Below are 22227 nucleotides of genomic sequence, written 5' to 3'. Positions count from 1 at the left end.
CGTGGTGCGGCGCATCCCACCAGCAGCCGGACCACTCTTCAAGTCCCTTGACCTGAAGGGCACTTCAAGCGGATGACTCCCAGCCATCAGTCGCGAACGGGAGGACCGGCATGAAGTACCGCAGGATCGGATCGGATGCGGCCACCCGCCGCGAGGTGAGCGTGCTCGCGCTCGGGGCGATGCTGTTCGGGTCGCGTACCGACGAGAAGACCTCCTTCGCCGTCCTCGACCGCTATGTCGAGGCCGGCGGGACCTTCATCGATACGTCGGACAACTACGCGTTCTGGGAGGACGGAAGCCAGGGCGGCCAGAGCGAGGAACTGCTCGGGCGGTGGTGGCGCAGCCGGGGCATCGGGGACGAGATCGTCATCGCCACCAAGCTCGGCGCCCGCCCGCTCGCCCCCGGCACCGGCTACACCGACAACGCCGAGGGCCTGTCCGCGAAGGGCATCCGCGAGTCGGCAGAACGCAACCCGAGGGCGGAGCCGCAACTGAGCCTGGTCGCCTACTCACCGCTGCTGGCCCCGCCGGAGCGTCCTCGGTGGCCCAGCTCGAGGAGAACCTCGCCGCCGTGGACCTGGAACCCACCGAGGAGCAGCGGACCCGGCTGAACGCGGCTCACTGACCGCGCGGCTCCCGCACCACGGCCACGTCGCCCGGGGCGACCGTGACCGAGCCGGACGTCTCCTTGCCGGTGAGCAGTTCAAAGGCGTCTGGAGCGACGGGGAGGTCGGCTCCCAGGCCGGAGTGGTCGATGACGAAGAGGTAGTCCGCGTCGCGGCCGCGCCGGCGGACCACCTCCACACCGGGCGGGGCGGTCCGCACCGGCTCCACGCCCGCCTCACCGCGGATCCGGTCCAGCAGGGCGGTCAATGTGGCCGGGTCGGGCAGCGTGGCCAGGTACCAGGCGGCCCCGGAGCCGTGGGCGCGCCGGGTCACCGCCGGGACACCGGTCAGGGGGCCGGCGGCGTACGCCGCGACCGCCTCGGCGCCCTCCAGCCGCAGCCGCTCCGACCACAGCGAGCCCGTCGCCCCGTCCGGCACCGCACCGCTCAGCGCGACCGGCTCACCGGGCAGCAGCGGGAACGGCTCGTCGGAGCGGATGCCGAGCACCTCCCGGAAGGCTCCGGGGTAGCCGCCGAGCCGCACATGGCAGTTCTCGTCCACCGCCCCGCTGTGGAAGCCGATCGCGAGGGTGCCGCCGCGCTCGGCGTACGCCGAGAGGTTCGCCGCGCCCTCGTCGTCGACCAGGTACAGGCTGGGAACCAGGACCAGCCGGTACGCGGAGAGCTCCGCTCGGTCCGCGTCCGGGCGCACGAAGTCCACGGCGACGCCCGACCGCCACAGCGGCTCGTACCAGGCCCGGACCAGATCCAGGTAGCGCAGCTCGCCGCTCGGCTGGGAGGGCAGCTCCAGGGCCCAGCGGGCGTCCCAGCCCCAGACGATGGCCACCTCGGCGGGGGACGTGCTGCCGCGCACCTCCGCCAGCGCCTTCAGGTCGGTGCCGAGGCGCACCACGTCCTGCCAGATCCGGCTGTCCGTCCCGGCGTGCGGCACCATCGCCGAGTGCCACTGCTCGGCGCCCGCTTTCGACTGCCGCCACTGGAAGTAGGCGATCCCGTCCGCGCCGCGCGCCACATGCGCGAGCGCGTTGCGCCGCGATTCGCCCGGACACTTCGCCCGGTTGACGGGCTGCCAGTTCACCGCGCCGGTGGAGTGCTCCATCAGCAGCCAGGGGCCGCCCGCGAGCGAGCGGGTCAGGTCGCCGCTCAGCGCGATGTCGATCTGCGGCTCGGGGTCGGTGGAGATCAGGTAGTGGTCGTTGGAGACGATGTCCAGCTCCGGCGCCCAGCGCCAGTAGTCGAGGGCGTCGAAGGTGGCCATCACCATGAAATTGGTGGTGGCGGGAACCGCGGGGGCCGCCGTCCGGAGCACGTCCCGTTCCGCCGTGTACAGCGACAGCAGTTCGTCGGAGCAGAAGCGGCGCCAGTCCAGCTGGTGTGCCGGGTTGGGTACGGCGCCGGTGGCGCGCGGTGGCGGGATCTCCTCCCAGCCGTAGTACCACTGGCTCCAGAATGCCGTACCCCAGGCGTGGTTGAGGGCCGCGAGGTCGTCGCCGTAGCGGGCTCGCAACCAGCGGCGGAACGCGGCCGCGCTGGTGTCGCAGTAGCAGGCCGCGTTGTGGCAGCCGTACTCGTTGTGCACATGCCACATGGCGACGGCCGGGTGGTCCGCGTACCGATCGGCCAGCGCACCCGCGATGCGCAGCGCGGCCTCCCGATAGGCGGGGCTGGACGGGCAGAACGTCTGGCGGCTGCCGTAGGAGAGGGTACGGCCGTCCCGGTCGACCGGCAGCGCCTCCGGATGGGCCCGGAAGAACCAGGCCGGAGGTGCCGCCATGGGCGTGGCGAGGTCGGCGACGATGCCGTTCTCGTGCAGCAGGCCGAGGATCTTGTCCAGGCGCGAGAACTCGTACGCGCCCTCGGACGGCTCCAGCAGCGCCCAGGAGAAGATGCCGACGCTGACCAGATTCACGCCGGCCTCGCGCATCAGGCGCATGTCCTCGGCCCACACCTCCTCGGGCCACTGCTCGGGGTTGTAGTCGCCGCCGTAGGCGAGGCCGGGGACGGACAGGGTGCCATTCACGGTGTTCTCTTTCACGTGTGCGCGCCTCAGCCCTTGTTGGAGCCCAGGGTCAGGCCGCTGACGAACTGGCGCTGGAGCACGAAGTAGACGACCAGGGTCGGGATCGCGGTCAGCAGTGCGCCGGCGGCGACCAGGTTCGGGTCGGTGAAGTACTGGCCGGACAGATTGTTCAGGGCCGAGGTGATCGGCATGTTGTCACCGGTCGAGATCAGCACCAGCGCCCAGAAGAAGTCGTTGTAGATCCAGATCGACAGCAGGGTCGCCAGGGCCGCCATCGCCGGCTTGCACAGCGGCAGCGTGATCTGCCAGTACAGCCGCCACACCGAGGCGCCGTCGACCAGCGCGGCCTCGGTCAGCTCGTGCGGCAGCGAGCGCATGTAGTTGCTCAGCACGAACGCGCAGAAGCCGGACTGGAATGCCACGTGGATGAGGACCAGGCCGAGCGCGGAGTCGTACAGCTTGCCGCTCTCCGTGATGCCCGGGAGGTCGGTGAGCAGGTACAAGCGGTACAGCGGGGTGATGATGACCTGCTGGGGCAGCAGGTTGCCCGCCGTGAAGACCAGCAGCAGCGCGAGGTTGAGGCGGAAGTCGAACCGGCTGACGTAGAACGCGACACAGGAGGACAGGAACAGCGTCAGTAGCACGGCCGGGATCGCGATGATCAGCGTGGTGCCGAAGTAGTGCGGCATGTCCGACTGTCCGAACGCGTTCGTGAAGTTGTCCAGGCTCAGCTTGTCAGGCCAGGACACGTACCCCTTGGTGCTGGTCTCGCTGTACGGGCGCAGCGCCGAGAAGACCGCCCACAGCAGCGGCGCGAGCCAGGCCAGGGCCGTGCCGGCGAGGAAGACGTGCAGCAGGACGCGAGCGGGGCGGATCGGGGCGCGCCGCTTCAGCGGGAGAGTGGTGCCGCTCATGCGCGTCGCTCCTTCCGGAAGGTGGCGATCAGATAGGGGATGATCACCGCGAGCGAGATCACCAGCAGGACGACGGCGATGGCGGAGCCGTAACCGATGCGGCTGGACTCCCCGATGATGTTGTTGGTAACCAGGATGGACAGCAACTCGGTGCCCTGGGCGCCCTTGTTGAAGACGAAGACCAGGTCGAAGGCGCGCAGTGCCTCGATGATGGTGACGACCAGGACGACCGTGTTGGTCGGGCGCAGGGTGGGGAAGATGACGTTCTTGAACGTCTGCCACTCGTTCGCGCCGTCCAGCGCGGACGCCTCCCGCAGCGACGGGTCGACGCTCTTCAGACCAGCCAGGTACAGGATCATCATGTAGCCGGTGTGCCGCCAGGACGCGGCGATGAGGACGGCCCACAGGTTGAGGCCGGGGTCGCCGATCCAGTCGACGTAGTGGCCGGGCTCGTTGGCGCCGATGATGCTGTTGATCAGGCCTGTGTCCGGGTTGTAGACCAGCTGCCAGACGAAGCCGATGCAGGCCATCGAGATGACGACCGGCAGGAAGAACGCGGTCTGGTAGATCCTGCTGAACCGGATCCTCTTGTCCAGCTGCACGGCCAGGAACAGGCCGAACGGCGTCGGGACGAGGATCAGGACCACGAACCAGATGACGTTGTGCTGGACGGCCGGCCAGAACTGCGGGTTGTCGTCGAAGAGTTGTGTGAAGTTGTCCAGGCCCACCCATTTGATCGAGTCGAAGCCGATACCGTCCCAGGTGGTGAAGGCGAGGAAGATCGAGGCGATGGCGGTGACCCAGACCAGGGCCACGTGCAGGATGGTGGGCACGCCCGCCATCACGGCGAGCGTGAACCGGTCACGGCGGGTCAGCAGGCGCCGGTGGCCCTGCGTGACCCGCTTCTGCTCGGGCGCGGTGCCCGGAGGCGGCACGGCGGCCGCCTCCGGGCTCTTCGTGGTCGTATGAGTTGTCATCGGGCTGCTCACGAGGACGCGAAGATCGTCTTCTTCTGGCGCTCGATGGACGACAGCAGGCCGTCCACGCCCTTGGGGTTCTGGATGAACTTCTGCAGCGCGGGCTGCATCACCGTGGAGGTGAAGTCCGGGCGGCTGTCACGGTCCATGAACTGGGTGAGGCTCTTGGCGCCGCTGATCATCGTGTACGCCTTCTTCTGCAGCGCGGTGTACGAGGAGGTGTCGGCCTTGCTGGAGGCGGCGACCACACTCGGGTCCGACTTCAGGTAGATCGCCTCCGCCTCGGGGGTGCCGAGATACTCGAGCAGCTTCACCACGCCGGCGCGGTTCTTCGGGGCCTTACTGACCATGAACCCGTCGGTCGGCGCCTCGACGGTGTCCTGGCCGTACGCGGAGTTGATCTCCGGGAAGGCGAAGAAGTCCAGGTCCTCCACATCGGCCTTGTCGGTGAACTGCTGCGCCACGAAGGAGCCCAGGAGGTACATGCCCGCCTTCTTCGCCACCAGCGTCTGCGCGGCGTCCTGCCAGGTACGGCCCATCGCGCCGTCCTGGTGGTAGGGGAGCAGCTCGCTCCAGTGGTCGAAGACGGCCTTCACCCTGGAGTCGGTCCAGGAGGCCTTGCCCGCCATCAGTTCGACGTGGAAGTCGTAGCCGTTGAGGCGGAAGTTGATCTGGTCGAAGGTACCCATCGCCGGCCAGGCGTCCTTGTCGCCGAAGGCGATGGGGACCAGACCGTCCTTCTTCATCTGCTTACAGAGGGCGACCAGCTGGTCCCAGGTGGTGGGGACTTCGTAGCCGTGCTGCCGGAAGACGCTCTTGCGGTAGAAGATCGCCCACGGGTAGGTGTACAGCGGCACGAAGTAGTACTTGCCGTCGTCGCCCTTGCTCAGCTTCTTCATCGCGTCGGGGAAGTTGTCCCCGATCTTCGCCCACACATCGTCGATCGGCGTGGCCAGCTTCTTCGCGGCGAAGAACTGCATGCGGTAACCGGCGAACCAGTTGAACACGTCGTCCGGCGTGCCCTGCAGGTAGGAGTTGATCTGCTCCTGGAAGGTGTTGTGGTCCTTCGTGTTCACATCGACCGTGATGCCCGACTTCTTGTTGAAGGCCGCGTAGATCTCGGCGAAGGCCCTCTTCGGTACGGCGTCGGAGGCGTTGGAGCCGAGCGTGACGGTCTTGGGGTCGGAGGAGGAACCGCTGCCTCCGCAGGCGGACAGCAGGGGGACGCCGGCACCGGCGAGCAGGGCGGCACCGCCCGCTCCGCGCAGCAGTGAACGACGACTGGGACCCGGGACGGAAAGACCGGAGGGGGAGAGGCGCATGGCGGCTCCTGAGGAATACCAGGGTTCGGCCAAGGGGATGAGTCGATCACCGAGAGGTCCTCGAAACCGATCAGAAATCAACTCGACCGAACATCGTGGGCGTAATGACAGCCCCATGTCCGCTCATGCGTCAATAGGTGCGGGCGCTCTGGGGGGTGTCTTGCCCGAAACGTAATCGTCACCGTTACCTGCAACTTCGTTGAACAGCAGGCGAAGCGGGCTGCCCGCAGGGCGGCCGGCCGGGAGGCTGTGCGAACACGGGTGGTTCCGTTTCAGGGCCTGACCAGCAGCTGAAAGGCGAAGGAGGGGCGTGACGCCCGTAGGCGCGGCTGCGGTGCACCGCGCGGCCGTGGCGCCCCGTTCGATGGCCGCTTCCGGTCGCGGTGCGGGTAGGTCGTACAGCGGCACCGGTCCCGTACGGCCCAGGGTGAAGTCCGGGTGGTCGGGCGCGGAGCCGGGTATGGGGGGGCGGGAGGGTTTACCGGTCCTCACCCTGCACCTTCTTCCGGGAGGTGGAGCCGGACTTGCCGGCGATCAGCCGGTGCCGTTCGCCGCCGGGTGCGGTGTACTGGGCGGACGGGCACCGCGGCGGCCGTTGCAGGCGCGTAGGGGCGGTGGTGTTCACGATTTGTACTTACATTCGGACCTGCGTGTGAAATGATGTCTTAACAAAGTATTGACAGCGGCACCGCCAGGGACTTGGATCCCGTCCCAACGCGACAGCGTGTCAACGCGACAGCGTCCCTCCCCCGTCGCACAGTGAGGTGCAGGAAAGATGGACCGCTCTTCTCGCCCCCGCCCCCGCAGACTGGCCCCCTTCGTGGCCGTGGCCGCCGCGGCAGCCCTCACCCTCGCCGGCTGCTCCAGCGGCTCCGGCGGCAAGAAGGCCGAGGAGGGAGCGGCGAACGCCTCCGCGGGCAAGGCCGACACCCCCCGGATGACCGTCGCGCTGGTCACCCACCAGGCGCCCGGCGACACCTTCTGGGACACCGTCCGCAAGGGCGCGGAGGCCGCGGCGGCCAAGGACAACATCAAGCTGGTCTACTCCGCCGACCCGAACGCTGGCAACCAGGCCAGCCTGGTGCAGAACGCGATCGACCAGAAGGTCGACGGCATCGCCATCACCCTCGCCAAGCCGGACGCCATGAAGAACGTGATCGGCAAGGCGCAGCAGGCCGGCATCCCGGTCGTGGGCCTGAACTCGGGACTGAGCGACTGGAAGAAGCTCGGTCTGCTGGAGTTCTTCGGGCAGGACGAGAGCGTGGCGGGCGAGGCGTTCGGCAAGAAGCTCAACACCACCGGCGCCAAGAAGATCGTCTGTGTGATCCAGGAGCAGGGCAACGTGGGCCTCACCCAGCGCTGCGACGGAGTGAAGAAAACGTTCGAGGGCACCACTGAGACCCTGTATGTGAACGGCACCGACATGCCGTCCGTGAAGTCGACCATCACGGCGAAGCTGAAGCAGGACAACTCCATCGACACCGTCGTCACCCTCGGCGCCCCGTTCGCCCTCACCGCGACCCAGTCGGTGGACGACGCCGGCAGCAAGGCCGAGGTCGCCACCTTCGACCTGAACAAGGAACTGGTCAAGGCCGTGAAGAACGGCACCATCGAGTTCGCCGTGGACCAGCAGCCCTACCTCCAGGGCTACCTGGCGGTCGACTCCCTGTGGCTCTACGGGAACAACGGCAACTACAGCGGCGGTGGTGAGCAGCCGGTGCTCACCGGCCCGGCCTTCGTCGACAAGTCCAACGTCGGCAAGGTCGCCGAGTTCGCCGCGAAGGGCACCCGGTGATGAGCATGGCCCAGCAGGCAGAGCCGGCGGTGGGCAGGCCGCCGGCATCCGGCCGCAAGGAGACCGACGGCCGCACCGCCCGGCGCCCGCTGGCGCTGCGGCTGCTCGCCCGGCCGGAGGTGGGTGTCTTCCTGGGTGCCGCGGCCGTACTGGTCTTCTTCCTGATCGTCGCGCCCTCGGTCCGCCAGGGCAGCTCGATGGCCACGGTCCTCTACCAGTCCTCGACCATCGGGATCATGGCCCTGCCGGTGGCCCTGCTGATGATCGGCGGCGAGTTCGACCTCTCCTCCGGCGTCGCCGTCATCTCCTCGGCGCTCACCGCGAGCATGCTCAGCTATCAGCTGACCGTGAACGTGTGGACCGGCGTGCTCGTCGCCCTGATCGCCTCCCTCGCCATCGGGGCCTTCAACGGCTGGATGGTGGTGAAGACCGGTCTGCCCAGCTTCCTGGTCACCCTCGGCACCTTCCTGATCCTGCAGGGGGTGAACCTCGCGGTCACCAAGCTGGTCACCGGCAACGTCGCCACCGACGACATCAGCACCATGGACGGCTTCGACCAGGCCAGGAAGGTCTTCGCCTCGTCCTTCGACGTCGGCGGCGTCCAGGTGAAGATCACCGTGGTCTGGTGGCTGGTCTTCGCCGCCCTCGCCACCTGGGTGCTGCTGCGCACCAAGTACGGCAACTGGATCTTCGCCGTCGGCGGCGACAAGGACAGCGCCCGCGCCGTCGGTGTCCCCGTGAGGTTCACCAAGATCTCGCTGTTCATGCTGGTCGGCTTCGGCGCGTGGTTCGTCGGCATGCACAACCTGTTCTCGTTCAACACCGTGCAGTCCGGCGAGGGCGTCGGCCAGGAGCTGATCTACATCGCCGCGGCCGTCATCGGCGGCTGTCTGCTCACCGGCGGCTACGGCTCCGCGATCGGCCCGGTCTTCGGCGCCTTCATGTTCGGCATGGTCCAGCAGGGCATCGTCTACGCGGGCTGGAACCCCGACTGGTTCAAGGCCTTCCTCGGCGTGATGCTGCTGGGCGCCGTCCTGATCAATCTATGGGTCCAGCGCACGGCGACCCGGAGGTGACCGATGACTGACAACGCAACCGGAAACCATGGCGCCGTCCTCGGGGACGCCCCGCCCGCCCACGACGGGCCCCTGGTCGAACTGCGCGGCGCCGGCAAGTCCTACGGCAACATCCGCGCCCTGCACGGTGTCGACCTGACCGTCCACGCCGGACAGGTGACCTGCGTCCTCGGCGACAACGGCGCCGGCAAGTCCACCCTCATCAAGATCATCTCAGGGCTGTACCAGCACACCGAGGGCGACTTCCTCGTCGACGGCACCCCCGTACGCTTCTCCACCCCCCGCGAGGCCCTCGACAGGGGCATCGCGACGGTCTACCAGGACCTGGCCACCGTCCCGCTCATGCCGGTGTGGCGGAACTTCTTCCTCGGCTCCGAGATGACCAAGGGTCCCTGGCCCGTCCGCCGTCTCGACATCGCCCGCATGAAGAAGACGGCCGACGAGGAACTGCGCAACATGGGCATCGTCCTGGACGACCTGGAGCAGCCCATCGGCACCCTCTCCGGCGGCCAGCGCCAGAGCGTGGCCATCGCCCGCGCCGTCTACTTCGGCGCCCGCGTCCTCATCCTGGACGAGCCGACCGCCGCGCTCGGCGTCAAGCAGTCCGGCGTGGTGCTCAAGTACATCGCCGCCGCCCGTGACCGCGGCCTCGGCGTCATCTTCATCACCCACAACCCCCACCACGCCTACATGGTCGGCGACCACTTCAGCGTCCTGCGCCTGGGCACCCTGGAGTTGAGCGCCGACCGCGGCGCGGTGACCCTCGAGGAGCTGACCAACCACATGGCGGGCGGCGCCGAACTCGCCGCGCTCAAGCACGAACTGGCCCAGGTCCGGGGCGTCGACGTGGAGGAGCTGCCCGAGGAGGGCGACCTCACCGCACCGGTGGCGACCACCTCCGAAGAAACCGCCTGACATGGCGACCCGGCTCCCCTGGACCGCATCCGGGTCGGCTCGGCACCCGACTCCTGGGGCGTCTGGTTCCCCCGACGCGCGTCGCCTCCTGCGGGTGGTGGCGTGCGCCGGTTCCCGTGGTCCCCGGTTCCTGCGCAACCGCACGGGATTCGGCCGGCAGACGGCCGGGAACCAACCGGAGGCACGCGGGCGTTGTGAAGGGTGACGGGGGCCCGCGGAGACGGGAGGACGAGATGACACACCGTACGGAACCTCGGCAGACGCCCCAGGAGAGCACCGACGCGGCGGTTCTGCGCCGCGACCGCTTCGGCACGCTGCCCGAGCGGATACGCCCGGAGGACACGAGGGAGACCAAGCCGGCGACCCTGCCGGATCCGGCGCGGGACACGTACAACCCGGACGAGTGGCTGATCCGGTACTGCGGCTGACGGAGACGGGACGTACGGCGCCGGGCCCGCGGCCCGGCGCCGCCTCGTGCGCTCAGCCCTCCCGCACCTCCGCGAGCGTCACCGGCCGGTGCTCGTGCAGCGACAGGGTGCAGGCCTCGGCGATCCAGCCGGCTTCCAGGGCGTCCGCGATCGTGCAGGGGGAGGGGCGGGTGCCGGCCACGACCTCGGTGAACGCGGTGAGTTCGGCGCGGTAGGCGTCGGTGAAGCGGTCCATGAAGAAGTCGTGCGGGGTGCCGGCAGGGAAGGTCACCCCGGGTTCCACCGAGCGCAGCGGCAGCTTGTCGTCCAGACCGACGGCGATCGAGTCCGAGAAGCCGTGCAGATCCATGCGCACGTCGTAGCCCCGACCGTTGTGGCGGGAGTTGGAGACCGCGGCGATGGTGCCGTCGTCCAGCGTGAGGAGCGCGCCGGTGGTGTCGGCGTCACCCGCCGCCGCGATGTAGTCGGCGCCCCGGTTGCCGCCCACCGCGTACACCTCGGTGACCTCGCGGCCCGTCACCCAGCGGATGATGTCGAAGTCGTGCACGGAGCAGTCCCGGAAGATCCCGCCGGACGCGGCGACATACGCGGCGGGTGGCGGCGCCGGATCCAGCGTGGTGCAGCGGACGGTGTGCAGCTTGCCCAGCTCACCGGCCCGCACCGCGGCCCGCGCGGCGGCGAAGCCGGCGTCGAAGCGGCGGTTGTAGCCGATCTGGATCGGGACGTCGCTGTCACGTACGGCCTTCAGCACCTCGACGCCCTCCGCCATGGTGCGGGCCACCGGCTTCTCGCAGAAGACCGGCACACCAGCCTCGACACCGGCCCGGATCAGCGCGGGGTGGGCGTCGGTGGCCGCCGCGACGACGAGGCCGTCCACCCCGGCCGCCAGCAGCGCCTCCGGCGAGTCCGCGACCTCGCCCCCGAACCGCTCGGCGGCGGCCTTGGCGGCGTCCGTGAACGGGTCGGCGACGACGAGCGACTCGACGGCGTCCAGTCCGGAGAGGGTCTCGGCGTGGAAGGCGCCGATGCGGCCGAGGCCGAGGATTCCGATACGCATTGCTTCGCTGCTTCCTTGTGTGTGGTTACGGTCCGCTGCCGGGCCTCCGCCGCGGACCCCGATCGCCCTTCGGGCTCGTCCTCGGACGCCGGACGGGCTGGTTCCTTTCAGTCCAGCCCGCCGAGCACGTTCTGGTCCCAGTCGATCACCGACCCCGTGACCACCCCCGAGCGGTCGGACAGCAGGAGGACGACGAAGTCCGCGATTTCGTCCGGCCGGCCGAGCCTGCGCATCGGCAGCCGGGCCGCGGCCTGGTCCTGCCAGTTGTCGCCGGCACCGTGGAAGGCGCGCTGGGTGGCGTCCTCGCCCTCGGTCGCGGTCCAGCCGATGTTCAGGCCGTTGATCCGGATCCGGTCCCAGCGGTGGGCGTGCGCCGCGTTGCGGGTCAGGCCCATCAGGCCGGCCTTGGCGGCGACGTACGGTGCGAGGAACGGCTGCCCGCCGTGCGCCGACGAGGTGATGATGTTGACGATCGTGCCGGGCGCCTTGCGGGCCACCATGTCGGCGACCGCCGCCTGCATCGCGAAGAACGGCGCCCTGAGGTTGATGGCGATGTGCGCGTCGAACAGCTCCGGCGTGGTGTCCAGCAGCGTGCCCCGGGAGGTCAGTCCCGCCGAGTTCACCAGGCAGTCGATCCGGCCGTACGCGTGCACGACCTCGGCCACGGACGTCTTGGCCTGCTCGGCGTCCGCCAGATCGGCCCGCACGAACAGCGCCTTGCCTCCGGCGGCCGTCAGTTCCGCCACCAGTGCCTCGCCCGGCTCGGCCCGGCGCCCCGTCACGGCCACCTCGGCGCCCTCCCGGACGGCGGCCCGCGCGACCGCGGCACCCACCCCCTGGCTGCCGCCGTTGACCAGCACGACCTTGCCCTGGAGAAGCCCGTCGCGAGATCCGTCGAGAAGTCCGTCGGCGGCGGAGGCGGGGGACATCGGTGTCCTTCTTTCGGGCACGGGAGCGGCGCGGCCCTGTCATTCTTGTCAGTACAAACACCTCGAACAACCAGCAGGCAGCCATCAAAAAGCCCTCAAGGAGGCGGTCCGTGGGCCACCCGTTCCCCATCCGGGAGATCGCACGTCAGGCGGGTCTCAGCGAGGCCACCGTGGACCGTGTGCTGAACGGCAGGGGCGGGGTGCGGGAGAGCACCGCGCAGGAGGTCCGCCGGGCCATCGCCGATCTCGACCGGCAGCGCACCCAGGTCCGGCTGGTCGGCCGTACCTTCATGGTCGACATCGTGGTGCAGGCGCCCGAGCGGTTCACCACCGCCGTGCGCGCCGCCCTGGAGGCCGAACTGCCCTCGCTGCATCCGGCGGTGGTCCGCTCCCGCTTCCACTTCCGCGAGACCGGCCCGGTGCGGCAGCAGATCGGGACGCTGGACCGGATCGCCCGGCGCGGCTCGCAGGGCGTGATCCTCAAGGCGCCGGACGTCCCCGAGGTCACCGCGGCCGTCGGCCGGCTCACCGCCGCCGGTATCCCGGTCGTCACCCTCGCCACCGATCTGCCCGGCAGCGGGCGCCTCGCCTACGTGGGCATCGACAACCGGGCGGCCGGCGCGACTGCCGCCTACCTGATGGGCCAGTGGCTCGGCGACCGGTCCGCCAACGTCCTCACCAGCCTCAGCAGCGGCTTCTTCCGCAACGAGGAGGAACGGGAGATGGGGTTCCGCGGCGTGATGAGGGCCCGGCATCCCGAGCGGACCCTGGTCGAGATCGCCGAGGGGCAGGGCCTGGACGCCACGCAGTACGACCTCGTCCGCGCCGCCCTGGCACGCGACCCGGAGATCCGGGCCGTGTACTCCATCGGCGGCGGCAACAACGCCACCCTGCGGGCCTTCACCGACGCCGGCCGCGAGTGCGCGGTGTTCATCGCCCACGACCTCGACCACGACAACACCCGTCTGCTGCGCGGGCACCGGCTGTCCGCCGTCCTCCACCACGATCTGCGCCAGGACATGCGCGAGGCCTGCCACCTCCTGATGCGCGCGCACGGCGCGCTGCCCCCGGCGGCCGGGCCGGCGCTGCCGTCCGCGATCCAGGTCGTCACGCCCTACAACCTGCCCGCGCAGACGGCCGAGTGAGAGGGAACGACGCCGTGGCCCGCAGCGAGCATGTGGAGATCGAGGGCGTACCGCTGGTCGCCACCCTGGTACCGGGCAGCGGCATCGGGCTGCTGGCGCTGCACGGCAGCAACGAAGGGGGCACGGCCGAGCTCGCGGACCTCGTGGCACGCCGCTGCGGCGCCACCAGCCTGGTCTTCACCCAGCCGGGGGCGCGGCGGCCCGTGCACATCCCTTCCCCGCGGATGGCGGCGGACCACTGCGCCCTCCTGCGCGAGTTTCTGGACCGGGTCTCCCTCACGGTCTCCCTGCACGGGCACATGCGGCCCCACGCGCCGCACACCCTCTTCCTCGGCGGCGGCAACCGCGAGGCGGCGCTCGTCCTCGCCCGGGAACTGCTCGCCCTCGCCCCCCGGTTCCGGGCGGTCGCGGACCTGGAGGCGATCCCGGCCGCCCTGCGGGGCCTGCACCCCAGGAACCCGGTCAACCTGACCCGCCTGGGCGGCGTACAGGTGGAACTGCCGCTCCTGGCCCGGACCACCGGCGCGGCCGACACACCCCCGCAGCCGGTGGCCGACGCGCTCGCCGCGGGTGTCGTACGGCTCGGTCAGCTTCTGTCGACGTCCACCCAGGAGCCGCGCTGAGCGGACCGCGCCATCGCGTCCAGCACGGCCGCACTGTGCACGGCGTCCGTCAGTGTCGTGCCGTACGGCCGGCCCTCGGCGATGGACCGTACGAAGCGGTACGCCTCGATGACCTTCAGGTCGTCGTAACCCATGGCGTTCGCCGCGCCCGGCTGGAACGCGGCGAACTCCCCGGCGCCCGGTCCGACGTACACCGTGCTCACCGGCTGGTCCTGGTACGACGTACCGCGGCTGACGCCGAGTTCGTTCATCCGGCGGAAGTCCCAGAACACCGCTCCCTCGGTGCCGTGCACCTCGAAGCCGTAGTTGTTCTGCTCGCCGACCGAGACGCGGCAGGCCTCCAGGACCCCGCGGGCGCCGGAGGTGAAGCGCAGCAGGCAGCTGACGTAGTCCTCGTTCTCGACCGGGCCCGGCTCGCCACCGGAGGCGAGGGCGTGGCCGGCGGTGGCGCCGCTCGGCCGCGCGCGCTCGGGCACGAAGATCGCGGTGTCGGCGGTGAGGGAGGCGATGTCGCCGAGCAGGAAGCGAGCCAGGTCGGCGCCGTGTGAGGCCAGGTCGCCGAGCACCCCGCTGCCACCGCGCTCCCGTTCGTAGCGCCAGGTCAGGGCGCCGTTCGGGTGTGCCGCGTAGTCGCTGAACAGGCGGATGCGGACATGCGTGACCGCGCCGATCCCGCCGGAGGCGATCAGGTCGCGGGCGGCCTCGACGGCGGGGGCGTTGCGGTAGTTGAAGCCGACCGTGGCCTGCACGCCGGCCTCGGCGACCGCGTCCGCGACCGCGCGGGCGTCCTCGGCGGTCAGCCCCACCGGCTTCTCGATCCAGATGTGCTTGCCGGCCTCGGCCATCGCCACGCCGATCTCCCGGTGCAGGAAGTTCGGCGCGGTGATGCTGACGGCCTGCACGCGCGGGTCGGCGCCCACCTCCCGCCAGTCGCGGGTGGCGGAGGCGAACCCGAACCGTTCGGCGGCCTCATCGGCCCGGCCCGGCACCTCCTCGGCGACCGTGATCAGCCGCGGGCGCAGCGCGAGCCCGGGATAGTGGTGCGGGAGACGGGCGTACGCCTGGCTGTGGACCCGTCCCATCCAGCCGAACCCGACGACGGCGACACCGAGCGCATCCACCATGACAGCCCTTCATTGGACCGGTCCATCTCCTGTCCAGGCCACCATGTCCGGACATGAAGTGCGTGTCAAGCAGGTACGCCACGTCAGAGCTCGCCTTTGACACGACAGCCCGGCACATGGAACGGTCCATCCCATGAGATCGCCGACGATCCGCGATGTGGCCGAGCGGGCCGGAGTGTCGAAGTCGCTGGTCTCGCTGGTGCTGCGCGGCTCGGGCCCGGTGCGCGCGGAGAAGCGGGACGCCGTCCTGACGGCCGTACGCGAGCTGGGCTACCGGCCCAACGCCGCCGCCCGCAGCCTGAGCGAGCAGCGCACGCGAACGGTCGGCGTCCTCCTGGACGATTTGCGCAACCCCTGGTTCGTGGAACTGCTCGACGGCCTCAACTCACTGATCCACGCGGCCGGCCTGCACATGCTCCTCGCCGACGCCCGCCTGAACCGGCGGATGGGCCACGATCTGGCCGAACCCTTCCTCGACCTCGGCGTCGACGGACTGGTGGTCGTCGGCACGGTCCCGGACACGGGTGGGCTCGACGCGCTCGCGCGGCGGATGCCGGTGGTCGTGGCGGGCGCCCGCGAACCCCGCCCGGCGGGCGTGGACGTCGTCGCCGGGGACGACGAGCACGGGGCCAGGCTCGCCACCGAGCACCTGCTCGGCCTCGGCCACCGCCGGATCGCCCATCTCGCGGGCCACGGCGCCGTCGGAGCGCTGCGCCGGCGCGGCTTCGAGGCGGCCATGCGGGCCCACGGCGCCGAGCCGCTCGTCGAGCCCGGCGACCTGACCGAGGAGGGCGGCTACCGGGGGACCGTCCGCCTGCTCGGCCGCACCGAGCGGCCCACCGCACTCTTCGCCGTCAACGACATGGCCTCGGTCGGCGCGCTCTCGGCGGCCGAGGAGCTGGGCCTGCGGGTGCCGCGCGACCTGTCGGTGGTCGGCTACGACAACACCAGCATCTCCCGGCTGCGGCACGTGTGGCTGACCACCGTCGACACCGCTCCGTACGAGGTCGGGCGGCGCGCCGCCCGCTGCCTGCTGGACCGTTTCGAGCGGTCGGAGGGTGAGGGACGCGTGCAACTGGCCGCACCGGCACTGGAGATCCGGGGGACGACGGGGCCGCCGCCCGGGGACGGCCTCACAGGCTGATCGCGTACGCCTTGCGCAGCGTCTCGTGCACGGTCCACGTCGTACGGTCGCCCGCGCGGAGCACCGCCATGTCACCGGGGCCCACCGTCAGCGTGGGCCCGTCCTCGACCTCGATCGTCGCCGAGCCGCTGATCACCACGAACAGCTCGTCCGCCTCCGTGTCCGTGACCACGCCGGGGGTGATCTGCCAGATACCGCGGAGCTGCCGGCCGTCCGGCGACTCCCAGACCACCTTGCCGGTCACCTCCGGTTTCCCGGAGACGATCTGCTGCGGGTCGAGGGGCTCGGGTTCGAGGTCGGCGTCCGGGATGTGGAGGGCGAAACTGTGCGTCATGCGGCCGACCCTAGCGAGCGCCTCCGATCCGCCGCCGTCGGCAGTGTGTGGGGGATCCGGCCTGGTCGCAGGACACTTCGTCGGGGTGCGTGGACTGGCGGGGACGCGGGGCGCGGGTGATCGTGGGGAGCATGGCTGACTCCACGGCGGCCGCCGCCGAGCCCGGTGAGCCCGAAGAGCGACCCCGGCGGCACGACACGCGCGAGGCGGTCCTCTTCGGCGGGGTCTACGGCGCCGTCCTCGCCAGCTCGATGGTCGCCGCGCTCACCCAGTACGGCCACAGTTCCGCCGGCAGCCGCCGGTACGACGCCCTCTGGCTGCTGGTCACCGCCTTCGCCTCCGCCCTGGCCCACGGCTACGCCCACTACATCGCCGAGCGCGCCCCGCAGCGGCGCTGGGACGTCCTGCACACCATGCGCGACGAGTGGCCGCTGGTCACGGTCGTGCTGCCCACGGTGTTCCTGCTCGCGGGCGCGGGCTGGGGGTGGTGGCCGCCGAACGGCGTCGAGTACCCGGCGTTCGGCCTCAACATCCTGATCCTGTTCTCTCTCGGCCTGGCCAGCGCCCGCTGGTCGGCGCGGAGTTGGCCGGTCGCCGTGCTCATCGGCCTGGTGGACGCGCTGCTCGGGGTGATCGTGGTCGTGGCGAACGCGCTCATCAAGTAGGGCACCGGCATCCGCTGGGCGGGCATGGGCACGCGGCCCGTCCGTCCGGAACTGCTCATGCTGCCGACGCTCGTCGCGATGTTCCTCTCCGGCGTCCTCTCGGGCCGTCTGGAGCCCCGCGTCGGCGCCAAGGCCCTCCTCACCACGGGTGCCGCGCTGGACGCCCCGGCCTGTGGCTTCCTCACCCTCTGGCACGACGCGCAGTGGCAGATCGCCGTGGTCGCGGGCCTGTTCGGGCTCGGCATCGGACTGGCCTTCGCCTCGATGGCCAACCTCATCGTGGGCAGCGTCCCGCCCGAGCAGACCGGCGCCGCGACCGGCATGAACGCCAACGTCCGCACCATCGGCGGCTCCACCGGCGCCGCGCTCACCAGCGTCCTGGTCACCGGCCGGCTCCAGCCCTCCGGCTTTCCCTACGCCACCGGCTACACCCACGGCTGGGCCCTGCTCGCCCTGCTCTGCCTCGCCGCGGCCGGCGCCGCCCTCCTCGTCCCGGCCCGACGCTCCGCCCGCGCCGTGGACGCCGTCCCGGCGGCGCCGGCCCGGGCACCCGCACGGGTGCGGTAGGGTTGACCTGCGTGATCACACGGGACACCCGGGTGACACCGCAGCGGGACGTGGCGCAGCTTGGTAGCGCACTTGACTGGGGGTCAAGGGGTCGCAGGTTCAAATCCTGTCGTCCCGACTTTGCTTTATGCAGGTCGGAGGCCGTTCTCTCACACACGAGAGGACGGCCTTTTCCATGCCCGGGATGCTGGTGGTCGCAGTGTCGTCGCACGCCCGCTTCGGGGTTGCTCCGTGGCGGAGCACAAGCCGGTTGGGGCGGGGGAGCGGAGCCGGTTGAGGGCTTCGCGGAGGTGCTGGATGTGGTCGCGTCGTGGTCGCAGCCGTTCCAGCCAGGCCCGTCGGTCGTTTCGCTTCTGGGCCGGGGTGAGGGCGTGGTCGATGGTGTCGACGGCTTCGCGGGCGTAGTGCTTCCACGGAGCCGCGACCCTCGGCGCAGACAAGGGGAAAGCACAGGGGGCGCAGGAGTCGTGGTGGTCCCGGCTGGTCGCACGAGAGACCAGTCGAAACTGGGTCGCCGTCTCACCCCGCGTCGCCACCGCACTCGAGCACCGGGCCCGGTCAAGTGCCCGCCGCCACAGCGACCCCAGCGATCCATTCGCCGGACTCGTCTTCTGCAGACCCGCCGGCCGACCCCTGCGACCCCACACCGTCCTCGACCGGCTCCGGCAACTCTCCAAAGCCGCTGGTGTACCGCGGGTGACAGTTCACGACCTGCGGCACCTGGCCGCCACGATCACCATCACCGCCGGCGTCCCCCTCACCATCGTCTCCAAGACCCTGCGGCGCTCCCCCCTGTCGACCACCGCCAACATCTACAGCCACCCCAGACGCTATGGATCGGTCGCGGCCGGGCCATTTCCGGTAGACGCTGATGGGGCCGAGTGTCGAGAGGGGCCAGCATGACCGACGAGCCGACGCCTGATGAGAGCGGAGCTAAGGACACCTCGGGTTGAGCAGCTCCTTCTGGATCAAAAGCTCGGGTTCCTGCAGAACCTCTTATGGGCGATTTGGATCGGTGCCAGGGCAGGGCAGGCTTCAGGCGCCGCCGCTCGGGGCGGAATGGAGGGCGGTGTTGGGCCTGGTGCCCTTGAACGGACAGCGGCGTTCGTGGTGGCATGAAATTCGTGGGCGACCTTGGCCCCGATCACCCCCGCTGTCCCCCAGGTCAGCCAAGGCGAGCGACGAGGGCCCACCTTGCAGGGAAACGAGAGATCCCGGCGGGGCTGGTGGAACTGCCGCCGCGATTCAGGGCCCTGTACGCGGGTCGCTGCCGGGAGCGCCGGCTGCGCAGGTTCTGACGAAGTTGTGGCTGCCTCGCTCCTTCCTGTCAGGAGCAGGACGAGTACCGCACCCCGCACCCCGCACCGACCACGAGCATCCGCCGTATTAGCCCGGCGCACTGTCTTACGTACCGGGCCCCATCGCCCTGCCGGAAGAGAGCATGCGATACCAGGTCGGCGGTAGGCTGCCCGCTTCGCAGGGAGTCAAGGTCGGTCATCGATCGGCCGACGAGTCGTCCAGGACCGCCATTTGGCCACGCGCGTCGAGCCAGCCTGCGCGCCACCGAGGCCGCAGGCAAACTGGGTCTCTACGGTGGGGGCGCCAGGCGGGCCGTGAGGAACGTCACGAGTTGCTCGCGTGCCTGCAGAGCCGGGTGGCCGGCCGTTTCGCGTACCTCGTGGGTGAGGACCGAGTGGGCGCAGCGGCTGAAGTCCGTGCCGGAGCCGGATCTCAGCTGGATACATGTAAAGGCGTCGCCCAGGTGATCCTCGAGGGTCTGGAACCGCTGCCGCGGGGCAAACCGGTCCTCGCTGAAGCGCAGGCCCAGGACGCACAGGTCCCCCGCATCTGCGCGCGCGACGGTCCGGGCGAGCTCTTCCGCGGACACGCCTGGATCCGAGCGGTGGGTGGGGGTGATCGGGACGGGCAGCGAGGGCTCGCTCAGGGCGGCGGCGAGGACCGAGTCGTCAACGGCCGCGGCGAGGGCGAACCCGCCCGTGAAACAGAGGCCGACGACGCCGACGCCGGGGCCCGGCGTCCTGCCGTTCAGCTCGTTGGCCAAAGCGCACAGATAGTCGGCCACCGGCCGGTGCGCGTTGGTGGCGAATGCCCTGAATTCACGCGAAATGCAGCAGCGAGCGATGGCCAGGGACGCCCGGATCGGTCCGCCCGGTGCACCGTCCCTGCCGAACAGGGAGGGGATCAAGACGGTGAAGCCGCTGTCGACGAGGTGCTGGGCCAGCCCGAGCAGTTCCGGTCCGATGCCGGGCAGCTCGGGAAGCACTACGACGCCGGGACCGCGGCCCTTCTCGTAGTACCGGTGAAGGGCGCCACCATGCCGGATCCGCCTCGGCTCCCAGCCCTCAAGGGTGGAGGCAGGCGCGGACCCGGTCACTGTCCGCCGTCCTCGGCAGCAGGTGTGAGCCGGTCCCGGATCCAGTCCGTCAAAGTTCCCTCGATCCAGTAGTTGCTGTGGACATTGAGTCGTGTGAAGCTCGGTTCCGGGATCCGTTTCTCCTCCACGGCACTGTTCACGGCTGCCGGCATAGGGGTGGCGATCGGGTCCGTCTTGCGCCACGCATTGGCCCAGGCACCGGCGCGTTCCGTGATGCGCAAGAAGAAAGCATCGTGGAAATAGGAGGGGAAGAAACCCCGGTAGAGCGAGTTCAGGGGAGACCCGCAGGTGAGGAGAGTGAGGTTCTCCTCTGGTGGAAGACGCGTGTCCGACAGGTCGATTGCGACGCGGCTCGTCGTAGTCAGTTCGGACTCGGGCACCAGCTCATTTGCCACGAGCCAACTCCCCAGGACCGAACCCTGGCTGTGACAGAACACGACGACCCTGTCGGAGATATGGCGGTTCAGCACCTGGCGCAAGCCCCCTACGACCTCGTCGCGGTAGGAACGGCCGGCCAGTGGGTGGTAGCGCACCGGCCAGAACCCGGCCACGTCGGCCACGGTGCCGTACACCTTCTGAGCACCGCCGAAACGTCCGCGCATCACGAGGAACACCAGGACGGCGGCCGCAGCTGCGTGGGTCACCACGAGTGCAACGGTCAGCGGCCAGCCGCCGAAGCTTGCACAGAGCGCAACGGCCGCCGTCACCACCGCCACCAATGCGTACAAGCAGAACGCAGGCACAAGGGCAGAGCGGATCCGCTCCGGCAGCCGCGCCACGACGTTGTGGACGAACACCCTGCGCCGGTACCCGCATACCTGCTGCCATTCGACGGTCGCCTCCCATCCCCAGACCCGAGCCCAGACAGCGAAGGCAACGAGGAACCCCACGATGACCGCGACGGCGACGACAGGAACAAGATCGATGACTAGCACCCGGCCCGACCCCGGATCCGGCGCTTTGAGCAGGAGCGACTCCGGAGCCAACCCGGAGGAACGGCTCAAGCCGACGCCGATGTACTGCAGGTAAAGCATCAGCCACCCGGCAGCGAGCCGGAGGATCGCACCGGTTGCGTGGAGGACGAGGAAGACGAGCACCGTCACGACCGCCGCTGATGCGTTCCGCAGAAGGCTGGCGAGGACCAGCGCGAGGATGGTGGAGAGTATGACGAAGGCCAGCATCGCGTCGAGACGCGGCTCACCGGCTGACGGGGGTGGCGGCGCGTCGCCGCCGTAGCCGAGACTGTTCGGCCACCTTTGTCGAGGAAGGCGCGAGGGCTTCCACCAGAGCACGAGCCCGGCCAAACCCAGCGAGCACACGGCATGGGCCCAAGCGACACGGAGGCCGATACGCCGCTCTGGCCTCCGATACGCCCGCATCAGGATCGCGAGGGAAGCGGCTACGGCCGGGACACCTGCGACCAACCACATCCCCAGGCCCGGACGGTCACGCAAGCCCGGAACGTACGCCATGACTGTCTCCATGACGGTGATGAGCCAAGCCGTCACGACCACGGTCGACAGCCCGCAGGCCACGTACGTGACCCACTCGTAATCGCGTCGCCTTCCAACGGGCTTCATGTAGCCGACGACGTTCAGCAGTGTGAAGGGAGCCGCGAGATACCAGAGGAAGCCGGCGATGCCACGCGAGGTCCGGGACCAGTTCACCAGCAGCAGCCGGTGGGCGGGAGTCGTGGGGGCCACGAACGTGTCGACGCCTTCGGACTGGACCGCTGACGGTTCCAGACCCACGCTGCCCAGGGCGCTCAGCGGCCCGTGGTCACCGACCCCATGCACACGGACCTCGATGGACGCCATACACCCAGAACAGCACAGCCCGGGCCCCCGACCCCGGCAACGCGCGGCGCCGCTCGACGACGTGAGCTCCAATATCGCCCGCTGGCCTCACTCCACCTGTCGCACGGGGGGCTACGAGGCTTCGGAGGACCGAGGCCTGCCTGGGGCCGGACGGGCGCGGTCGTGTTGTCGGAGCAGGGGCCGGTTTACGCAGGACGGGTCTGTCCCCAGGATGGGAGTGAAGGGCTGCGGGTCATGGGCGCCCTTGGGTGATGCCGACGGAGCCGGCGCCGTGCAGTTTGGTGCTGGTGCAAGTCCTTACTTCAGCAGCCTGGGGCTGGGAGGGCCACGCTGCTTACAGCGTCAGTTCATCTC

20 protein-coding genes, 1 tRNA gene and 2 pseudogenes are annotated in these 22227 nt (G+C 70.0%); 12 read left to right on the top strand and 11 right to left on the bottom strand.

What is annotated here, in order from left to right:
- Window positions 1-110: 110 nt before the first annotated feature.
- Window positions 111-625 (top strand): annotated as a pseudogene (locus ABZ079_RS14195) (aldo/keto reductase).
- Here the strand turns inward: ABZ079_RS14195 and ABZ079_RS14190 are convergent.
- From ABZ079_RS14190 to ABZ079_RS14170, 5 genes are all read right to left on the bottom strand, one after another.
- Entirely contained in the window at window positions 619-2646 is a 2028-nt protein-coding gene (locus ABZ079_RS14190; protein ID WP_356939689.1) for a beta-galactosidase, read from the bottom strand. The pseudogene ABZ079_RS14195 and the gene ABZ079_RS14190 sit on opposite strands and share 7 nt — an antisense overlap.
- Window positions 2647-2672: 26 nt before the next feature.
- Entirely contained in the window at window positions 2673-3560 is an 888-nt protein-coding gene (locus ABZ079_RS14185) for a carbohydrate ABC transporter permease (RefSeq protein WP_356939688.1), read from the bottom strand.
- Window positions 3557-4537 carry a sugar ABC transporter permease gene (locus tag ABZ079_RS14180; RefSeq protein WP_356939687.1) on the bottom strand — a complete coding sequence of 327 codons (981 nt, stop codon included), beginning with the start codon at window positions 4535-4537 and terminating at the stop codon, window positions 3557-3559. Before ABZ079_RS14180 ends, ABZ079_RS14185 begins: the two co-directional genes overlap by 4 nt.
- A gap of 8 nt (window positions 4538-4545) precedes the next feature.
- Window positions 4546-5859 carry an ABC transporter substrate-binding protein gene (locus tag ABZ079_RS14175; protein ID WP_356939686.1) on the bottom strand — a complete coding sequence of 438 codons (1314 nt, stop codon included), beginning with the start codon at window positions 5857-5859 and terminating at the stop codon, window positions 4546-4548.
- A 478-nt stretch (window positions 5860-6337) separates the two neighbouring features.
- Window positions 6338-6484: a hypothetical protein gene (locus tag ABZ079_RS14170; RefSeq protein ID WP_356939685.1), complete on the bottom strand. Its 147-nt coding sequence runs from the start codon at window positions 6482-6484 to the stop codon at window positions 6338-6340.
- A gap of 150 nt (window positions 6485-6634) precedes the next feature.
- Here ABZ079_RS14170 and ABZ079_RS14165 point away from each other — a divergent pair, with 150 nt between their 5' ends.
- The 4 genes from ABZ079_RS14165 (at window position 6635) to ABZ079_RS14150 (ending at window position 10073) form a co-directional block, all read left to right on the top strand.
- Window positions 6635-7654, top strand: coding sequence for a substrate-binding domain-containing protein (locus ABZ079_RS14165; protein WP_356939684.1), 1020 nt, complete (start codon window positions 6635-6637; stop codon window positions 7652-7654).
- Window positions 7654-8730 (top strand): ABC transporter permease, encoded by a 1077-nt coding sequence (locus ABZ079_RS14160; RefSeq protein WP_356939683.1) that lies wholly within the window; start codon window positions 7654-7656, stop codon window positions 8728-8730. Before ABZ079_RS14165 ends, ABZ079_RS14160 begins: the two co-directional genes overlap by 1 nt.
- Before the next feature lie 3 nt (window positions 8731-8733).
- Window positions 8734-9645, top strand: a complete 912-nt coding sequence (locus tag ABZ079_RS14155; RefSeq protein ID WP_356939682.1) for an ATP-binding cassette domain-containing protein — start codon at window positions 8734-8736, stop codon at window positions 9643-9645.
- Between the two features lie 233 nt (window positions 9646-9878).
- Window positions 9879-10073: a hypothetical protein gene (locus ABZ079_RS14150; protein ID WP_356939681.1), complete on the top strand. Its 195-nt coding sequence runs from the start codon at window positions 9879-9881 to the stop codon at window positions 10071-10073.
- Between the two features lie 52 nt (window positions 10074-10125).
- On the opposite strand, the gene ABZ079_RS14145 is transcribed toward ABZ079_RS14150, so the two are convergent.
- Both ABZ079_RS14145 and ABZ079_RS14140 read right to left on the bottom strand, forming a co-directional pair.
- Entirely contained in the window at window positions 10126-11130 is a 1005-nt protein-coding gene (locus ABZ079_RS14145; RefSeq protein ID WP_356939680.1) for a Gfo/Idh/MocA family oxidoreductase, read from the bottom strand.
- Window positions 11131-11237: 107 nt separating this feature from the next.
- Complete coding sequence (locus tag ABZ079_RS14140) at window positions 11238-12059, bottom strand: SDR family oxidoreductase (RefSeq protein ID WP_356939679.1); 822 nt, start codon at window positions 12057-12059, stop codon at window positions 11238-11240.
- A 110-nt stretch (window positions 12060-12169) separates the two neighbouring features.
- Here ABZ079_RS14140 and ABZ079_RS14135 point away from each other — a divergent pair, with 110 nt between their 5' ends.
- Together ABZ079_RS14135 and ABZ079_RS14130 are read left to right on the top strand one after the other, a co-directional pair.
- On the top strand, window positions 12170-13204 hold the full coding sequence (locus tag ABZ079_RS14135) for a LacI family DNA-binding transcriptional regulator (RefSeq protein WP_356939678.1): 1035 nt from the start codon (window positions 12170-12172) through the stop codon (window positions 13202-13204).
- Window positions 13205-13218: 14 nt separating this feature from the next.
- A complete protein-coding gene (locus ABZ079_RS14130; protein WP_356939677.1) occupies window positions 13219-13827 on the top strand; it encodes a poly-gamma-glutamate hydrolase family protein in 609 nt (202 codons plus the stop codon).
- Here ABZ079_RS14130 and ABZ079_RS14125 read toward each other — a convergent pair.
- A complete protein-coding gene (locus tag ABZ079_RS14125; protein WP_356939676.1) occupies window positions 13791-14951 on the bottom strand; it encodes a Gfo/Idh/MocA family oxidoreductase in 1161 nt (386 codons plus the stop codon). The two genes, ABZ079_RS14130 and ABZ079_RS14125, sit on opposite strands and share 37 nt — an antisense overlap.
- 133 nt (window positions 14952-15084) lie before the next feature.
- Here ABZ079_RS14125 and ABZ079_RS14120 point away from each other — a divergent pair, with 133 nt between their 5' ends.
- Window positions 15085-16095: a LacI family DNA-binding transcriptional regulator gene (locus ABZ079_RS14120; protein WP_356939675.1), complete on the top strand. Its 1011-nt coding sequence runs from the start codon at window positions 15085-15087 to the stop codon at window positions 16093-16095.
- Here ABZ079_RS14120 and ABZ079_RS14115 read toward each other — a convergent pair.
- A complete protein-coding gene (locus ABZ079_RS14115) occupies window positions 16085-16429 on the bottom strand; it encodes a cupin domain-containing protein (RefSeq protein ID WP_356939674.1) in 345 nt (114 codons plus the stop codon). The genes ABZ079_RS14120 and ABZ079_RS14115 overlap by 11 nt on opposite strands.
- Before the next feature lie 131 nt (window positions 16430-16560).
- Between ABZ079_RS14115 and ABZ079_RS14110 the strand changes: the two genes are divergently transcribed.
- The 4 genes and pseudogenes from ABZ079_RS14110 to ABZ079_RS14095 all read left to right on the top strand — a co-directional run bounded on the left by ABZ079_RS14110 (window position 16561) and on the right by ABZ079_RS14095 (window position 18564).
- A complete protein-coding gene (locus ABZ079_RS14110; protein ID WP_356939673.1) occupies window positions 16561-17094 on the top strand; it encodes a hypothetical protein in 534 nt (177 codons plus the stop codon).
- A 51-nt stretch (window positions 17095-17145) separates the two neighbouring features.
- Window positions 17146-17661, top strand: a pseudogene (locus tag ABZ079_RS14105) (MFS transporter); the annotation flags it as partial.
- A 44-nt stretch (window positions 17662-17705) separates the two neighbouring features.
- Window positions 17706-17779: transfer RNA gene (locus ABZ079_RS14100), tRNA-Pro, on the top strand.
- 362 nt (window positions 17780-18141) lie between these two features.
- Window positions 18142-18564, top strand: coding sequence for a tyrosine-type recombinase/integrase (locus tag ABZ079_RS14095; protein WP_356939763.1), 423 nt, complete (start codon window positions 18142-18144; stop codon window positions 18562-18564).
- Window positions 18565-19249: 685 nt separating this feature from the next.
- Here ABZ079_RS14095 and ABZ079_RS14090 read toward each other — a convergent pair.
- Together ABZ079_RS14090 and ABZ079_RS14085 are read right to left on the bottom strand one after the other, a co-directional pair.
- The gene (locus tag ABZ079_RS14090; RefSeq protein ID WP_356939672.1) at window positions 19250-20056 is read right to left on the bottom strand and encodes a dienelactone hydrolase family protein; all 807 of its coding nucleotides are present in this window, start codon (window positions 20054-20056) and stop codon (window positions 19250-19252) included.
- The gene (locus tag ABZ079_RS14085; RefSeq protein ID WP_356939671.1) at window positions 20053-21873 is read right to left on the bottom strand and encodes a hypothetical protein; all 1821 of its coding nucleotides are present in this window, start codon (window positions 21871-21873) and stop codon (window positions 20053-20055) included. The genes ABZ079_RS14090 and ABZ079_RS14085 overlap by 4 nt, the downstream gene beginning before the upstream one ends.
- Between the last annotated feature and the right edge of the window lie 354 nt (window positions 21874-22227).

This window comes from Streptomyces sp. NPDC006314, from assembly GCF_040613075.1.
GTDB lineage: Bacteria > Actinomycetota > Actinomycetes > Streptomycetales > Streptomycetaceae > Streptomyces.
The sequence above is the reverse complement of the archived record's forward strand: the minus strand, read 5'-3'. Positions and strand labels throughout refer to the sequence as shown.

What these genes read in the sequence shown, in the direction of transcription:
- ABZ079_RS14145 (WP_356939680.1), bottom strand. Translation starts at nt 11,130, where the DNA reads ATGCGTATCGGAATCCTCGGCCTCGGCCGCATCGGCGCCTTCCACGCC.
- ABZ079_RS14150 (WP_356939681.1), top strand. Translation starts at nt 9,879, where the DNA reads ATGACACACCGTACGGAACCTCGGCAGACGCCCCAGGAGAGCACCGAC.
- ABZ079_RS14160 (WP_356939683.1), top strand. Translation starts at nt 7,654, where the DNA reads ATGAGCATGGCCCAGCAGGCAGAGCCGGCGGTGGGCAGGCCGCCGGCA.
- ABZ079_RS14085 (WP_356939671.1), bottom strand. Translation starts at nt 21,873, where the DNA reads ATGGCGTCCATCGAGGTCCGTGTGCATGGGGTCGGTGACCACGGGCCG.
- ABZ079_RS14110 (WP_356939673.1), top strand. Translation starts at nt 16,561, where the DNA reads ATGGCTGACTCCACGGCGGCCGCCGCCGAGCCCGGTGAGCCCGAAGAG.
- ABZ079_RS14165 (WP_356939684.1), top strand. Translation starts at nt 6,635, where the DNA reads ATGGACCGCTCTTCTCGCCCCCGCCCCCGCAGACTGGCCCCCTTCGTG.
- ABZ079_RS14155 (WP_356939682.1), top strand. Translation starts at nt 8,734, where the DNA reads ATGACTGACAACGCAACCGGAAACCATGGCGCCGTCCTCGGGGACGCC.
- ABZ079_RS14120 (WP_356939675.1), top strand. Translation starts at nt 15,085, where the DNA reads ATGAGATCGCCGACGATCCGCGATGTGGCCGAGCGGGCCGGAGTGTCG.
- ABZ079_RS14125 (WP_356939676.1), bottom strand. Translation starts at nt 14,951, where the DNA reads ATGGTGGATGCGCTCGGTGTCGCCGTCGTCGGGTTCGGCTGGATGGGA.
- ABZ079_RS14175 (WP_356939686.1), bottom strand. Translation starts at nt 5,859, where the DNA reads ATGCGCCTCTCCCCCTCCGGTCTTTCCGTCCCGGGTCCCAGTCGTCGT.
- ABZ079_RS14140 (WP_356939679.1), bottom strand. Translation starts at nt 12,059, where the DNA reads ATGTCCCCCGCCTCCGCCGCCGACGGACTTCTCGACGGATCTCGCGAC.
- ABZ079_RS14180 (WP_356939687.1), bottom strand. Translation starts at nt 4,537, where the DNA reads ATGACAACTCATACGACCACGAAGAGCCCGGAGGCGGCCGCCGTGCCG.
- ABZ079_RS14115 (WP_356939674.1), bottom strand. Translation starts at nt 16,429, where the DNA reads ATGACGCACAGTTTCGCCCTCCACATCCCGGACGCCGACCTCGAACCC.
- ABZ079_RS14185 (WP_356939688.1), bottom strand. Translation starts at nt 3,560, where the DNA reads ATGAGCGGCACCACTCTCCCGCTGAAGCGGCGCGCCCCGATCCGCCCC.